The 14,692-nt window shown below is 57.2% G+C and carries 13 protein-coding genes; 9 read left to right on the plus strand and 4 right to left on the minus strand.

What is annotated here, in order from left to right:
• The first annotated feature begins 47 nt into the window (after positions 1–47).
• A complete protein-coding gene (locus HMPREF1487_RS05230) occupies positions 48–503 on the plus strand; it encodes a GyrI-like domain-containing protein (protein WP_037030473.1) in 456 nt (151 codons plus the stop codon).
• Positions 504–512: 9 nt separating this feature from the next.
• Here HMPREF1487_RS05230 and HMPREF1487_RS05235 read toward each other — a convergent pair whose 3' ends face one another.
• The 3 genes from HMPREF1487_RS05235 to HMPREF1487_RS05245 form a co-directional block, all read right to left on the minus strand.
• Entirely contained in the window at positions 513–800 is a 288-nt protein-coding gene (locus HMPREF1487_RS05235; protein WP_328296304.1) for a PAAR domain-containing protein, read from the minus strand.
• A gap of 72 nt (positions 801–872) precedes the next feature.
• Positions 873–2,084 carry an N-acetylmuramoyl-L-alanine amidase gene (locus HMPREF1487_RS05240; protein WP_010795557.1) on the minus strand — a complete coding sequence of 404 codons (1,212 nt, stop codon included), beginning with the start codon at positions 2,082–2,084 and terminating at the stop codon, positions 873–875.
• Positions 2,085–2,402: 318 nt separating this feature from the next.
• On the minus strand, positions 2,403–3,287 hold the full coding sequence (locus HMPREF1487_RS05245) for a lipase family alpha/beta hydrolase (protein ID WP_010795558.1): 885 nt from the start codon (positions 3,285–3,287) through the stop codon (positions 2,403–2,405).
• Between the two features lie 183 nt (positions 3,288–3,470).
• Here HMPREF1487_RS05245 and osmE point away from each other — a divergent pair, with 183 nt between their 5' ends.
• From osmE to HMPREF1487_RS05275, 6 genes are all read left to right on the plus strand, one after another.
• Positions 3,471–3,803 (plus strand): osmotically-inducible lipoprotein OsmE, encoded by a 333-nt coding sequence (gene osmE, locus HMPREF1487_RS05250; RefSeq protein WP_010795560.1) that lies wholly within the window; start codon positions 3,471–3,473, stop codon positions 3,801–3,803.
• Between the two features lie 70 nt (positions 3,804–3,873).
• Positions 3,874–4,623 (plus strand): Mut7-C RNAse domain-containing protein, encoded by a 750-nt coding sequence (locus HMPREF1487_RS05255; protein ID WP_010795561.1) that lies wholly within the window; start codon positions 3,874–3,876, stop codon positions 4,621–4,623.
• 13 nt (positions 4,624–4,636) lie between these two features.
• Positions 4,637–5,923: a GDSL-type esterase/lipase family protein gene (locus tag HMPREF1487_RS05260; protein ID WP_010795562.1), complete on the plus strand. Its 1,287-nt coding sequence runs from the start codon at positions 4,637–4,639 to the stop codon at positions 5,921–5,923.
• A gap of 350 nt (positions 5,924–6,273) precedes the next feature.
• Positions 6,274–8,112, plus strand: coding sequence for a dihydroxy-acid dehydratase (ilvD, locus tag HMPREF1487_RS05265; protein ID WP_010795563.1), 1,839 nt, complete (start codon positions 6,274–6,276; stop codon positions 8,110–8,112).
• Between the two features lie 343 nt (positions 8,113–8,455).
• Positions 8,456–11,107 (plus strand): bifunctional diguanylate cyclase/phosphodiesterase, encoded by a 2,652-nt coding sequence (locus HMPREF1487_RS05270; protein WP_010795564.1) that lies wholly within the window; start codon positions 8,456–8,458, stop codon positions 11,105–11,107.
• An 86-nt stretch (positions 11,108–11,193) separates the two neighbouring features.
• Positions 11,194–11,760, plus strand: coding sequence for a DUF4124 domain-containing protein (locus HMPREF1487_RS05275; protein WP_010795565.1), 567 nt, complete (start codon positions 11,194–11,196; stop codon positions 11,758–11,760).
• Positions 11,761–11,789: 29 nt separating this feature from the next.
• On the opposite strand, the gene HMPREF1487_RS05280 is transcribed toward HMPREF1487_RS05275, so the two are convergent.
• A complete protein-coding gene (locus HMPREF1487_RS05280) occupies positions 11,790–12,404 on the minus strand; it encodes a DedA family protein (RefSeq protein WP_010795566.1) in 615 nt (204 codons plus the stop codon).
• Positions 12,405–12,721: 317 nt separating this feature from the next.
• On the opposite strand from HMPREF1487_RS05280, the gene HMPREF1487_RS05285 reads away from it, so the two are divergent.
• A complete protein-coding gene (locus HMPREF1487_RS05285; RefSeq protein WP_010795568.1) occupies positions 12,722–14,098 on the plus strand; it encodes a nucleobase:cation symporter-2 family protein in 1,377 nt (458 codons plus the stop codon).
• 108 nt (positions 14,099–14,206) lie between these two features.
• Positions 14,207–14,689 (plus strand): metallophosphoesterase family protein, encoded by a 483-nt coding sequence (locus tag HMPREF1487_RS05290; RefSeq protein ID WP_010795569.1) that lies wholly within the window; start codon positions 14,207–14,209, stop codon positions 14,687–14,689.
• Positions 14,690–14,692 lie beyond the last annotated feature (3 nt).

A 14,692-nucleotide genomic window follows, 5' to 3' on the forward strand; every position in this document is an offset into this window, starting at 1 on the left:
TCATGGGCCTGTCCGGGCGAGACGCCTCTATCTACAAGGAGACCACCATGCCGCTCAGTATCACCGAGCTTCCAGCGTTTACCGTCATGGGCCTGGAGTACACGGGCGATGGGCAGGGCGGCAGCATTGCACAGCTCTGGCATGACGTTACGCATCGGCTAGCCGAGCTGCAATTGCCTAGCGCCCCGCAACAGTGGTTCGGTCTGACACTCGGTCCGCCCCCGGGTGCGCTGCGCTATCTGGCCGGTATAAAGGTCGACGAGAACACACCCGTACCGGAAGGCATGCTCCGTTACACGGTGCCTGCGCAGAAATATCTGCAGTTCACCCACATCGGAACGACAGACACGCTCCCAGATACCTACGAGTATCTGTATGCCCGCGTCCTGCCTGAGCGTGGTCTGGAACCCAAGAAAGCCGTCAGCTTCGAGCGGTACGACGAGCACTTCAAGGGGCCGGATAACCCAGCCTCTGAAGTGAACCTGTACATCCCGATCTACTAGGCCTTCCAATCAGCCTGTCAGAACATCACCGGAGCCTGTGATGATCACGCCACCATGGGCGGTTGCGCTGCCCAGGTAAGCCAGCGGCTGGCCATTGACGAATACGGTAGCACTTCCTACCGCCACGGTATCACCGCAAGCGCTGGAGTCACCGACACGCAAGGCAGGTAGGGAGTTGATCAGAACGTCGGGGGAGCCAGTCACGGTCGGGTTGGGGCCGTGGCCCGTCATGGGGCAGGCGTTGACGTCGGAGAGACGAGCAGCGGGGTTGGCCATGTGCGCTTTCCTTGTGGACATGAAAGCGCACACTTTACCGCGGATCAAGAAAAAATACCGTGCCCGTGCACAGAAACCCAAGCGTCTTTTTTCTTAGCCGGTGGCCTGTTCCTTGATACTGGACAGGTAGGTTCCTGTCGGTGGACGCTCACTGAAATAATGATGGATACCGCCAAAAATGGATTGGGCTAACGCCTTCTGATGACGTGGATTCAGAAGCTTCTGGCTGTCCCGATCATTCGACATGAAGCCGGTTTCCACTAGAATCGACGGTATATCCGGCGACTTGAGCACGGCAAAACCGGCTTGCTCGACGCGTTTCAGATGCAGACCTGTGACATTGGATAGGCTGTTCAGGACACGGTCTCCCAGATCGAGACTCGACGAGATCGTGGCATTCATGGACATATCCAGCAGTACGCCCGCCAGGACCGGATCCTTGTTTTTCAGGATCTCATTGGCACCAATCAGGTCGACATCGTTTTCCTTGTTGGCCAGCCAGCGTGCCGTTGTCGAGGTCGCCCCATGTTCGGACAGGGCATATACCGAAGCTCCTGAAGCCGTGCGGCGCGGCGCAGCATCGGCATGCACGGAGATGAACATGTCTGCGTTGTACTTGCGCGCAACATCCACACGCTTGCGCAGCGGAACGAAGAAATCATCGTTACGTACCAGCTTGGCCTTGTAGCCCTTCTGCTGATTGATCATGCGCGCAAGATTTTGCGCAATGATCAAGGCGACATCCTTCTCGCGGTCCCCGCGTTGGCTCAGCGCGCCTGGGTCTTTGCCACCGTGACCGGCATCGACGACCACAATAATGTCGCGGCCTTTGCCAGCCCTTGTCACAACGGGGGCTGATGCGAGCATTGCCTCAGGCTCCGGTACAGGGATGCTCGGTACCTGGGCAGGCTTGAGATCCAGCACCAGACGATGCCCTGCATTCTCGGCAGGCCCGAGCAGGAAGCTATCCAGGGTAACCGGCTGGGAAAGTTCGAGGACGACACGGGTATCGGATGAGCCGAACGGGGCACTTCGAATGGAGCGCACCGGGGTATTCTTGAGCGGCACATTGTTGAGTGCGGCTACCTGTTGCGTATTGGCTAGATCCAGGATGATCCGGTCAGGCGCACTAAGTCTGAACGTCTTGAATCGGACAGGGCCGCTCAGATCGAAAACCAGGCGAAATTTATCCGAATCCAACCAGGCGCGTGCGCTGGTCAGACGCTGAGGAAGCGCCAGCACTGGAAAAGCAGCGGGTAGTGTCAGGCTGGCCAGGAGCAGGTTGAGCAAGCGGCGGCGATTCATGCGACCCTCTGACGTAGCAAGTAATATTTTGAAATATTATAACGATACCAATACGGCGCATGTTTAGATAGCGCGCACGACGTCCAAATCAGTATTTCTTCCTTTTAAATCGGAAGGATAGGCACTTTTTTTAATGTCATCTATAGATAGACCAACAAGCCGACAAGGGGTCATTTCAGCGCGTAAACGGCAGACAGGACTCTTCTTGAGCAGTAGGAGGAATCAGTGTGCTGACCAACCGGCATTTCGAGTGCCAGCTTGAATAACGAGCTCAGATCGGCAAGCTGTTGAGTCTGCTCGACATTTGGCCGTGCGCTGTCAAAGTCCGTCGGCTTTCAGCCGAAGCGCATGGTCGGTGTAGAGCACTACCGGATTGATGCCATGCCCTATCGCACCGGCCAGTTGATTGATGATATCGAGGTGATCAAGCGGATAATCGGAGCGGATGACTTTCCCCAAATGTGAACTGAATCGCCCAACGAATCCATCGTTTTGATCTGCTTCCAGCTCGAAGCAGCGAGACAGGCGCACACACATGCTATGGGTAGGGTCGAGCCGATTGGCACCTCGGTCCGTCAGCTCCGGCACCAGAATGCCGGACCAGGAGTAATAATGGACGTCATTGACGACAGGAGCACCTTCACCGCCCCAGGTAGCGGGAAGTCCTTGCGGGTATTTATCGTTGAATGCTGCCACGCCTTCGGTAGTAAGTGACTCATGACTGGCAATCGCGCTCTGGGGATAACCATTACTGCGATCCAGAAAGGCCATGAACTTGGCCATGCATTGAACATACTCGGAGGCCAGATGCGCCTTCAGGCTACTGGTACGCATGGAGAGCTGGAGCATATCGGCCAGCTCCGACCCATGATTGGGACCTGCTACAGAGGTGACTGACGCAACCCGCTCAGGACGAATGGCGGCTGCGTAGCGCGCGGTCAGGGCTCCTTGACTGTGACCGATCAGATTGACCCGCTCGGCCTTGCTGTCGCGCACGATATCCTCGATAAGCGCAAGCAGCTGTTCCCCCCGCACTTCGTTGCTATGAGCACCGGAAAGCCGTACCGGATAGACCTTGACCCCCATGGACTCCAACGCCGAAACGATGCCATACCAGTATGGATAGCCTGCAATTTCCACAAACCCCAGCAGACCATGGACCAACACTAGCGGATAGCGGGTCAGGTTTTGATGCTCGCTCATGCCACTCCCAGAATTACCCTCTGACCAGTCAACCGTTGGATCTCAATCATCACGGTTGTTTCTTCCTAGGGTACGCCTCTTTATTTGAGACCGTTTCGTTGAACATCACGAATTCAGTGAATTTCTGGGCAACGGCACGCTCAAAGAAGTGACCGGTCATCAACGACCTTATAGGAGAATCATATGTACAAGAAGACACTCGCCGTTGTTGCTCTCGCTGCCGTGGCCGCTGGTTGTAGCTCCGTCAAGGAAAACGTCGATACGGCCAAGGATCGTATTGAATACCGTGAACAACCACTGGTTCGCGACGTGAAGACAGGCATGACCAAAGAGCAGGTGCTGCAGATTGGTGGTACCCCATCCACCCAATACACACGCAAGGTCAAACCAGGCTCCTGCAATAACTACGTACTCAACAGAGACGGCAAGGAGCAGGTGTTTTCGGTAGGCTTTGACAGCGCGGGTCGCGTCGATAGCAAAGGTTTCGAAACATGCGAATCGGCCGATCATTACTGATTAGCCGCTCTACGCTTTCGGTAACGACCGCTTCCGGTCGTGTCATGTCTGATACGACCGGATGGCGCGTATGAACAACGCGACATTTCGTTTCTACGCACGCCTCAATAACTTTTTACCTCCGGCTCGCCGCCAGCGCAGCTTTACGCTCAGCTGCAACCCGAATTCCACCGTCAAGCACATGATCGAGGCTCTGGGCGTTCCGCATCCAGAAGTCGAATTCATTCTGGTGAATGGTAAATCCGTAGGGTTTGACTATCTGATACAACAGGATGATCGGATAGCAGTCTACCCGCCCTTTTATCGGCTGGAAGTAGAAGATGCTGTCCCCTTGCGCGATCGGCTAACGGCGTTTCGCTTCATTGCCGATGCCCATATGGGCGCGCTAGCGCGGCTGTTACGACTGGCTGGATTCGATACGCTGTATTATCCGGCCATTCATGACAATGAAATTGCCAATTACTGTGCGCGAGAACCTTATATTGTCCTGACCCGGGACCGCGAACTGCTCAAGCGAAGCCAGATTGTCTACGGCTGCTACGTCCGCTCAAACAAGCCTGAGGCACAGCTGCGCGAAGTATTCGAGCGCTACAACCTGGCTGACCATGCTGCGCCCTTCAGCCGGTGCCTGGTCTGTAACGATACCCTTCATTCCGTCGATAAGAGTGTCGTCCTCGATAGCCTGCCGCCACTCGTGCGGGAGCGTCATGATTATTTTTTGAAATGCTCGGGCTGTGATCGTGTCTATTGGGAAGGCACCCACTGGGAGAACCTGCAAGCCCAGCTGAAAAGCCTGCTTAAACCAACGTCCGATACCTGATCAAGGAATCCTCATGCGCCTGTTAACCCTTCTGGCTGCCGGCCTGTTTGCACTCGCGTCCAAGCCCGGACATGCCGATGATTGGAAAACAGCCTGGACAGCCCCCGTGCAGGCAGCCTACCCCAACGGTTCGCCCATCGCCCAGCCAAAGCTGGAAGGTATTATTTCGGCTAGTGGGGCTCAGGATCAAAGTATCCGGCAGATCATTCGACCTAGTGTATGGGGAAGCCAGGCACGCCTGCGATTCTCGAATACCTTTGGCAACAGGCCCATTACCTTGCGCAGTGTCTATATCGGGCAACCTTTAGGGGGCGCAGCTCTGGTACCGGGCAGTAATCGCCCGGTCAGCTTTGACGGCCAGAGCGAAATTCAGCTTCAACCTGGTGAGACTCGCTGGACGGATCCGGTCCCGCTACCCAAAGCACCTTCCCACACCCTGGCGGTAAGCTTTCATCTCGCTGGGAACAGCGGCCCGCTGAGCTGGCATGCTGCAGCGCTCGCAACCTCCTATTTCAGTGTTCGCGGCACCGACCACGCCGCCGAGGAGCAGGAAAGCGCCTGGCCCTTTACTACGACCTCGACGTTCTTGCTCGACGCGGTTGATATCCAGGCACCAGACGTTGCGCGAGTCATCGTAGCCTTGGGCGATTCCATTACCGACGGTACCGGCTCAACACCCAATGGATATGACAGCTGGCCAGACATCCTGAATCGTCGCCTCGCCCAGTTGGCACCGGGACAGTACTCGGTAGTGAATGCTGGCATTTCTGGCAACGAGGTCGCAGGCCCTCTGAATGAAAGCACCCGGCAAGGCTACGGTGGCGGTCCATCTATCATGGATCGTCTGGAACGGGATGTATTAAGCCTTTCTGGTGTAACAGACGTTATCTGGATGGAAGGTATCAATGATTTTTCACCGGGTACTGGTGCGTCCGTCGAGGTCGTCGAGACAGCCATGCGCAATGCGATTGAACGTATGCGCAAAGCGTTGCCCGGTGTACGCCTTCACGGCGCGACCCTGACCAGCAGCCTGGCGGCCAATCCTGCAGACCCGGCCTTTCAGGAGCAGGATCAGAAACGTATGGCACTTAATCGCTTCATAAAGGAAAGCGGTCTGTTTGACTCGATCATTGACTTTGATGCGGCCACGCTCGATCCCACTACGGGCGGCCTGCGTGCAGAGTTCATTCCCAGCAGCGCAGGCGGCCCTGGCGATGGACTGCATCCCAACCGGGCAGGTTATGTGGCGATGGCAAATGCTATTGATCCAAAGATATTTGGCCTGCACGCAAACAAATGACGCCTTCTTGACCCGTGAAAGCGCAAGCCAAGACATACCCCTTGTCGTGCGCTTTCCTCTTTGAACAAATGCGGAGTAGAATCGGGAGATTCCCTCGCCATTATCCCCGGCGGGTCTGTGAGCCCAAGCCAGTCACGCGGAGATCCCGCGCTATCCGACCGGCCCAGAGCACGGCACTCGGTCCACTTCCGTTTGCTTTGCGCTCCATCCGCGCTCACGATAGCCCTGAGCCTATTCAATGCTCGCGTGCCCTAAGCCTCCACTGCTACCTTTACAGCTATACGGTGGATACGCCGCAGTGTTTGAACAGATTACCGTGATAAGCAAAGCCGCCCCGGAGAGCAGCCTCCATGCCTGATTACCGCTCGAAAACCTCCACCCACGGCCGCAATATGGCTGGTGCCCGCGCACTTTGGCGTGCCACCGGCATGAAGGACGAAGACTTCAAGAAGCCGATCATTGCGATAGCCAACTCCTTTACCCAGTTCGTGCCAGGTCATGTTCACCTAAAGGACCTGGGCCAGCTGGTCGCCCGCGAGATAGAAAAAGCCGGTGGTGTTGCAAAGGAATTCAACACTATCGCTGTGGATGACGGCATCGCCATGGGTCACGATGGCATGCTCTATTCCCTGCCGTCCCGTGAGATCATCGCTGATGCCGTGGAGTACATGGTCAATGCTCACTGCGCCGACGCGCTGGTATGCATTTCCAACTGCGACAAGATCACCCCCGGCATGCTGATGGCGGCCCTGCGCCTGAACATTCCGGTCGTATTCGTCTCCGGCGGCCCAATGGAAGCCGGCAAGACCAAGCTGGCCAGCCACGGCCTGGATTTGGTCGACGCTATGGTCATCGCCGCGGATAGCACCGCCTCTGATGAAAAAGTAGCCGAGTATGAGCGCAGCGCTTGCCCAACCTGCGGCTCTTGCTCCGGCATGTTTACGGCCAACTCCATGAACTGTCTGACCGAGGCCCTGGGCCTGGCACTGCCGGGTAATGGCTCGCTGCTGGCAACCCATGCCGACCGCAAGGAGCTATTCCTGCAAGCTGGCCGTACGGCGGTCGAGCTGTGCAAGCGCTACTATCAGGAGAACGATGCCTCTGTACTGCCACGTAACATTGCGTCCTATCAGGCATTTGAAAACGCAATGACGCTGGATATCGCGATGGGTGGCTCCACCAATACCATCCTGCACCTTCTGGCAGCGGCTCAGGAAGCCGAGGTCGACTTCGACCTGCGCGCCATTGACGCCCTGTCCCGTAAAGTACCCCAGCTGTGCAAGGTGGCGCCGAACATCCAGAAATACCATATGGAAGATGTTCACCGTGCCGGCGGGATCATGAGCATTTTGGGTGCACTGGCTCGCGGCGGTTTGCTCAATACGGATCTGCCAACCGTGCACAGCAGAACCCTGGGCGAAGCCATCGAGAAGTGGGACATCACGCTTACTCAGGACGAAGCGGTCAAGACCTTTTTCCGCGCAGGTCCGGCCGGTATCCCCACGCAGGAAGCCTTCAGTCAGGCGACTCGCTGGGACACCCTGGATGACGACCGCGCCGAAGGCTGCATCCGTAGCGTCGAGCATGCCTACTCTCAGGAAGGCGGTCTTGCCGTGCTGTATGGCAATATCGCGCTGGACGGTTGCGTGGTGAAAACGGCGGGCGTGGATGAATCCATCCATGTTTTCGAAGGCTCGGCAAAGATTTTCGAAAGTCAGGATGCCGCGGTGAAGGGCATCCTGAACGACGAAGTGAAAGCCGGCGATATCGTTATCATCCGCTACGAAGGTCCCAAGGGCGGCCCGGGCATGCAGGAAATGCTCTACCCCACCAGCTACCTGAAGTCCAAGGGACTGGGCAAGCAGTGCGCCCTGCTCACCGACGGCCGTTTCTCGGGCGGCACGTCAGGACTTTCCATCGGCCATGCTTCGCCAGAAGCGGCGGCTGGTGGTGCGATCGGCTTGGTGAAAGATGGCGACAAGGTACTGATCGATATCCCCAATCGCAGCATCAACCTACTGGTTAACGATGAGGAGTTGTCTCACCGCCGCATTGAACAGGACAAAAAAGGTTGGAAGCCTGCCACGCCACGTGCGCGCCGCGTGAGCACGGCGCTCAAGGCGTATGCCCTCTTGGCCACCAGTGCCGACAAGGGTGCCGTCCGTAACAAGGCGATGCTGGAAGACTGATCTGGGATCGTGTTGAGCACGCCGCCTTCGGGCGGCGTTTTTGTGTCTGTTCCGCAAAAAGCGCAGCCTCTCCACTGGTCTGGTTGGGACTCTCTTACTCTTGGCAAAAAGCCTGTTTCAGGCAAGATGGCGTCGCCTGTAGAACGTCTCCCTTTCTGCTCGATGATAGCCCTCCGACAGCATGGTAAATCGTTACCTTCGTATCTCATGGATGATTATGAATTGAGCCATTGCCCAGAACGACTACGCTTTCTATAGAGTCCTGTTTTAGACGCACCGCTGCTGTGCCGCGCCCGCAAGACGTGGCAGATCAATCGATAGTTGGAAACTTCGAGTGAACGATATGCCGGACACCAATGCCGAGCTCAGGGTAAAAAAGGATGTCAACACCGCCCCCTCGCCTTCCTCCTCCGCTGCTGAACTTGAGGCACGCCTGCAGTTCGCGCTCGATGTAGCGGATCTGGGTGAATGGGAACTGGACGTCGCTAGCGGAACGCTGACCTGTCTGCTGAGAAACGGGCCGGATTTCGGTACGTCCATACAGCCGGACACATGGGCGCTCGAGGAGTTTTTCGAGCGTATCCACACGGATGACCAAAGGCGTGTACGCCGCGTCATCGAAACGGCAGCGAAACGTGCCGAGCATTGGCATTTCGACTGCAGGTTACTGCTGTCAGACGGCCGCACTCGCTGGATCAGCGTCAAAGGCAAGGTGCTAAGCGACGCTGACAGCCTCCGGCTACGGGGCATTGCGTCAGACATCAGTGATCTGAAACGCACCGAGGCCCTGGCCAACGGTCAGCAGCAGGCACTGGCACAGGCCGTCGCGGGAGCCCCGCTCAAGCAGATTCTCGATACCCTGACCCGCTCTGCGGAAGAGCAGGCAGGTGGCAACATCTGGGCATCGGTCATGCTCATGGACACCGATGGCCTGCACCTGCGCTTTGGCTCGGCCCCCTCGCTCCCCCAATCGTTCAATCAGGCCGTAGAACGCATACCCATTGGCCCCCTTGCCGGCTCCTGTGGAGCGGCCGCGTATACCGGCGCCTCGACTATCGTCAGCGATATAGAGAACGATCCGCGCTGGGTTGAAGCCAAGTCTGTGGTGCTCGGTTATGGTTTCCGCGCCTGTTGGTCTCACCCGATCCTGTCATCCTCTGGAAGAGTATTGGGAACCTTGGCCTATTATTGCAGAGACGCGCGCGAGCCGAGCGATTCGGAGCAGGAGTCCATGCGCCTGCTGGTCAATACTGCGGCGCTGGTTATCGAGCGCGACCGGGAAACCACGGAACGCAAAGCGGCAGAGTTGGCGCTTCAAGCCAGCGAGCAGCGCTTTCGCTCACTGGTAAATGCTACAGGTGCCATCGTGTGGACGGCTTCGCCTACCCTGGAAATTGTTTCTCCTCAGCCGGACTGGTGTGCCTTTACCGGCCAGACTCAGGAGGAAATGCAGGGGTTTGGCTGGATGAACGTGGTTCACCCGGACGATCAGGAGCCCACCGCTGCGCTGGGAGCCAAAATGCTGCAGGACCGCCAGCCGGTATATGCCCAGTACCGGCTGCGCCGGGCCGATGGTCAATATCGCCATGTCAGTGGTTATGCCGTTCCCATTCTTGATACGGAAGGTCAGCTTATCGAATGGGCAGGCAGCTATACGGATGTCACCGAGCAGAAGCTGGCCGAAAGTCGCCTGCACCAGCTGGCCAACCATGACATGCTGACAGGGCTGCCCAACCGGGCGTACCTGAACGAGCATTTGCAGGCTCTGATCAATTTCACGCCGCTTAACAACTGCCTTGCCATCATGCTGATCGACCTGGACCGCTTCAAGCAGGTCAACGACTCGATGGGACATGATGCCGGCGACACAATGCTGCGCGAAGTGGCGCAGCGATTGAGGGCAGCGGTACCTCAGGGTGATCTGGTGGCGCGCCTGGGTGGCGATGAGTTTGTCGTGGTGGCTCACGCCCCGGAAGGTGAAACCTCCGTTCAAGCGGTGGCTGACGCCATCATCCGAGCGGTTGCGGCTCCGATCGAAATCAATGGCAGCCGTGTTTTTTCCGGTGCGTCGGTAGGGATAGGACTCTACCCTGAGCACGGCCATACCAAGGAACAACTGGTCCAGCATGCAGATATTGCGATGTATCGTGCCAAGGCGGCAGGAGGCCATTGTTGCCGTATCTTCTCAGAAGAAATGAGTATCGAAGCCAAAAACCGCATGGTGCTGGAAACGGCGTTGTACCACGCCCTGGAGCAGAATCAGTTTTCGCTTTACTACCAGCCGCGTATTCGACTGCCTGAGGGCACTCCCCAGGGCGTTGAGGTCTTGATTCGCTGGCATCACCCGGAGCGGGGATGGATTTCTCCTGTGGATTTCATTCCGATTGCCGAAGAGATTGGCATGATAGACGAGCTGGGACTGTGGGTTCTGCAAAAGGCCTGTCAGGAAATTCACGATCTGTCCAGTCGACTTGGGCAGTCGCTGGAACTGTCCGTGAACCTTTCACCCCTCCAGCTCAAGTCACCACATTTGAAGGGCAGGATAGAAGCGATTCTGCACACAACCAAACTGAGACCCTGTCACCTGGAACTCGAGTTGACCGAGGGGGCTTTCATTGAAGACATGGACGCCTCCAATCAGGCGCTCAGAGCGCTGAAAGCTTTGGGTGTCAAACTGGCAGTAGACGACCTGGGAACCCGCTACTCCGGCCTGTCCTATCTTAGGCGTTTTCCTATTGATACCGTCAAACTCGACCGCACGCTTATTACCCATCCCGCCGAAGGGTTGGACCGCTACGTGTTCATCAAGGCCATTACCGACATGGCCCATGCCTTAAACCTTGTTGTCGTGGCGGAAGGTGTGGAAGACGAAGAGACGCTCGAACTGCTCAAGCGCGCGAGTTGCGACGAGGCGCAGGGGTATTTTCTGGCCGAGCCACTGCCTCTGGAAGGCTTGTTCGATTTTCTGTCAGCAGCGCAGCACTCCCTGGCCTAACCTTCACGGTTTTCTTCAGTAACCGTTTAGATGACCCGACCTGCAAAGTGCTAGAGTGGCATGCAGGTACGTTAGAGGGGATTGCTATGAAGTGGGCAATTCTGGCGGTTGCGGTCTCAAGCCTGGGCGGCGTCACCCATGCCCAGGCAGACACCATACTCAAATGCGTCGACAAGGCAGGCCAGATCACGTTTACACAAGGCCATTGCCCATCTGATCAATCCCTGGCCGACCGTATCGAAGTTGATAACCCTCCACCAAGAGGCAGTGGCCCGGTCACCCGTATGGCCGACCCGACGCCACTAGTAGTGGAAAAGCCCAACACTAAGCCTCGAGACGAGACGTCTCGGCCAAGCACTCGCACACCGTCAGATGCTGATCGTTATTACGATCTCGACGATGATGACTATGATGTCCCGCCACCGATCCGGCAGGACCGCTACTATCCCTATCCAGAGCCCTATTACGATTATGGTGGACACCGTCCGCCCTGGCATCATTATCCCAGGCCAACCCCACCAACGCCCCAGCCAGCCCCCGAGCCCGCACCGCGCCCCAGCGTAACAGAGCGTGGACGCGCCGCGATCGAGCAGAAAAAGGCGCAGGTAGAAGCACAGAAAGCCGAGCGCAGGCGTCTGCTGGATCAGCGCTAGGACTCATCCCTGGCGCTATTCCAACCCGTCTAGCCTTCCCGGCAGTCTTCCCGGCTGTTGGTTTTAAGCAGGCGATACAGGTAAACAAGCACAATCACTGCCAGAACTATTTTGGAGGCCGGATCCAAAAGCGTCGCAACACGCTCGTATTCGGCATTCAGCAGGTAACCCGCCAGTGTCAGCACCGTTGTCCAGATCAGAGAACCCGCCAGGGTATATCCGGCGAAGCGACGAAACGGCATATGGGCAATACCGGCCGGTACAGAAATCAGGGTACGGATTGCCGGTACCAGGCGGCCAAAGAAGACAGCCTTACTGCCATGCGACCTGAACCAGAGAGAGGCCTCACTGACGTCCTTGGCCGAAAGAGTCAGCCAGCGCCCGTAACGCTGCGCCAGCTTGCGCATGCGCGCCTCTCCCCATACCGCACCAGCGTAATACCACGGTAGCGCGCCCAGAAAGGACCCCAGCGTTCCCGCCAGCACCACGCCGATGAAATTCAGCTCCCCTCTCGCCGCTAGAAACCCTGCCAGCGGCATAATGACCTCCGATGGAATAGGCGGAAACACGTTTTCCAGAAACATGAGCAAAAGAATGCCCAGGTAACCCCCCTGTTGAATTAACCCTGTGATCGCGTCAAACACGCAAAAGCCCTCGGTAAAAGAAGAAGGTATGGGCAACCTGGCTGCTGGATCTGCATGGCATGACTGCTGAAGTGCTTGCCATGAAGCCCGGCGGGATTGGAGTAGTGAATGCCAAGCGCCTGTCATCAGAACAAGGCCTAAGACCCTGGATACTGGTAAAGTTAGGCCGTGGGACTTTCGTCTTTATTACTGAACGTTAACGCCATGCCCAAGGCGCATGGCAGCAACCTGCCCTATCGCCCGTCTTTTTTATGAGATGAAGACTGTGCGGCGCATCACCGGAACAGTACACTTGCCGCCTTTTGCGGAACCGCTACATGAGCCAGCCGGACGCCTCTCCCTCCCGCCATGAACTGGTCTACGGTCTCGACGATCGGCCTCGCCTGCCTATCGCCCTGCTCGCTGCGTTGCAGCATCTGCTGGCGATCATCGTGCCTATCGTCACTCCAGGCCTTCTAATTTGCCAGGCACTGGGTGTCTCACCACGGGATACCAACCTGATCGTGTCCATGTCCCTGGTGATTTCAGGCATTGCCACGTTCATCCAGTGTCGCCGTTTCGGCCCGTTCGGAGCAGGGCTACTAATCGTTCAGGGTACCAGCTTCAACTTTGTCGGCCCCTTGATCGCTGGCGGCGCGCTGATGGTTAAGCAAGGCACGCCGGTCGAAGCCGTAATGGCTGCCATTTTTGGCGTGGTCATGGCAGGCTCTTTCGTCGAGATGGGTATCTCCCGGATATTGCCTTTCGTGAAGCGCCTGATTACTCCGCTAGTAACCGGCATCGTGGTGCTGATGATTGGTCTTACCTTGATCAAGGTCGGACTCATCAGTATGGGCGGCGGCTTCTCAGCCATGAGCCAGGGCACCTTTGCCAACGGCGAGAATCTGCTGCTGTCCGGTGTGGTGCTGGCAATCATCGTCGTGCTCAACCGCGTTCGCGTGGTATGGGTGCGTAGCGCGGCCATCGTCATTGCGCTCCTGGTCGGCTACGGCCTGGCGGCCTATCTGGGACGTCTGGACTTTACCGGCATGCATGAAGCGCCTCTGTTCCAGGTGCCGGTTCCCCTGCATTTTGGGCTGGGTTTTTCCTGGGCACTGTTCGTTCCCATGCTGGTGATCTATCTCGTCACCTCCCTGGAAGCCATCGGTGACGTGACCGCAACCAGTAAAGTGTCCCGCCAGCCGGTAGAGGGTCCGGTCTGGATGGCTCGGATCAAGGGCGGTGTACTGGTCAATGGAGCCAATTCCTTGTTGGCCGGACTGTTCAACAGCTTTCCCAGCTCAATCTTTGCGCAAAACAACGGCGTGATCCAACTGACGGGTATCGCCAGCCGCCACGTCGGGCTGTGGATTGCCGTCTTTCTCGTTCTGCTCGGCCTGTTTCCAGCCGTTGCTGGCATTATTCAGGCCGTACCAGAGCCAGTATTGGGTGGCGCCGCACTGGTGATGTTTGGCGCCGTTGCAGCTTCGGGGATCAACATTCTGGCCGGCATTCAGTTGGACCGCCGTGCCCTGTTGATTATTGCCGTTTCCCTGGCACTGGGTCTGGGTGTGTCCCAGGTCCCTGAGTTTCTCGCCCACATGCCAGCAGCGCTACGTGATGTGCTGAATTCAGGTGTGGCCACAGGAGGGCTTTGCGCTCTGATCATGAACTGGTTCCTGCCAGACAGCACCACAGACATAGCACAGGAATAAAGGGCGCTTGTGATCGACGCCTGCACTGGGCGTCGATCACACTCATTCAACCCTTACACACTTTATCGGTCAAAGGTTATACAGACCCAGCCTGTGTACGGGAGAACCATGCCTGCCTCCAACCATCCGATTTTTCGCATTGGCGTTATCGCCGATACGCACAACCTCCTGCGTCCCGGCGCATTGAGTGCACTTGAAGGGAGCGACCATATCATCCATGCCGGTGATATCGGCAAGCCCGAAATCCTTGAGCGACTTCGGGAAATAGCTCCCCTTACCGTCGTCCGCGGCAATAACGACACGGACGACTGGGCCCAGACCCTACCTGAAACAGCTACGCTTCGTTTTGGCGAGGTCGATCTCTACGTGATCCACATCCTCCAGGATCTGGTGATTGATCCGGCGGCCGAAGGTATTCGCGTTGTAATCTGCGGGCATTCACATAAGCCAAAACGGGAGGAGCGCGAGGGCGTGCTCTACTTCAACCCAGGCAGCCCTGGCCCTCGCCGCTTCAAGCTGCCTGTCTCTCTGGGACGCCTGACCATACAGGGTACTGAGGTCAACGCCGAACTCATTACCCTGGAAGTCTAGTCA

This window comes from Pseudomonas sp. HPB0071 (assembly GCF_000478505.2).
Taxonomy (GTDB): domain Bacteria; phylum Pseudomonadota; class Gammaproteobacteria; order Pseudomonadales; family Pseudomonadaceae; genus Chryseomonas; species Chryseomonas luteola.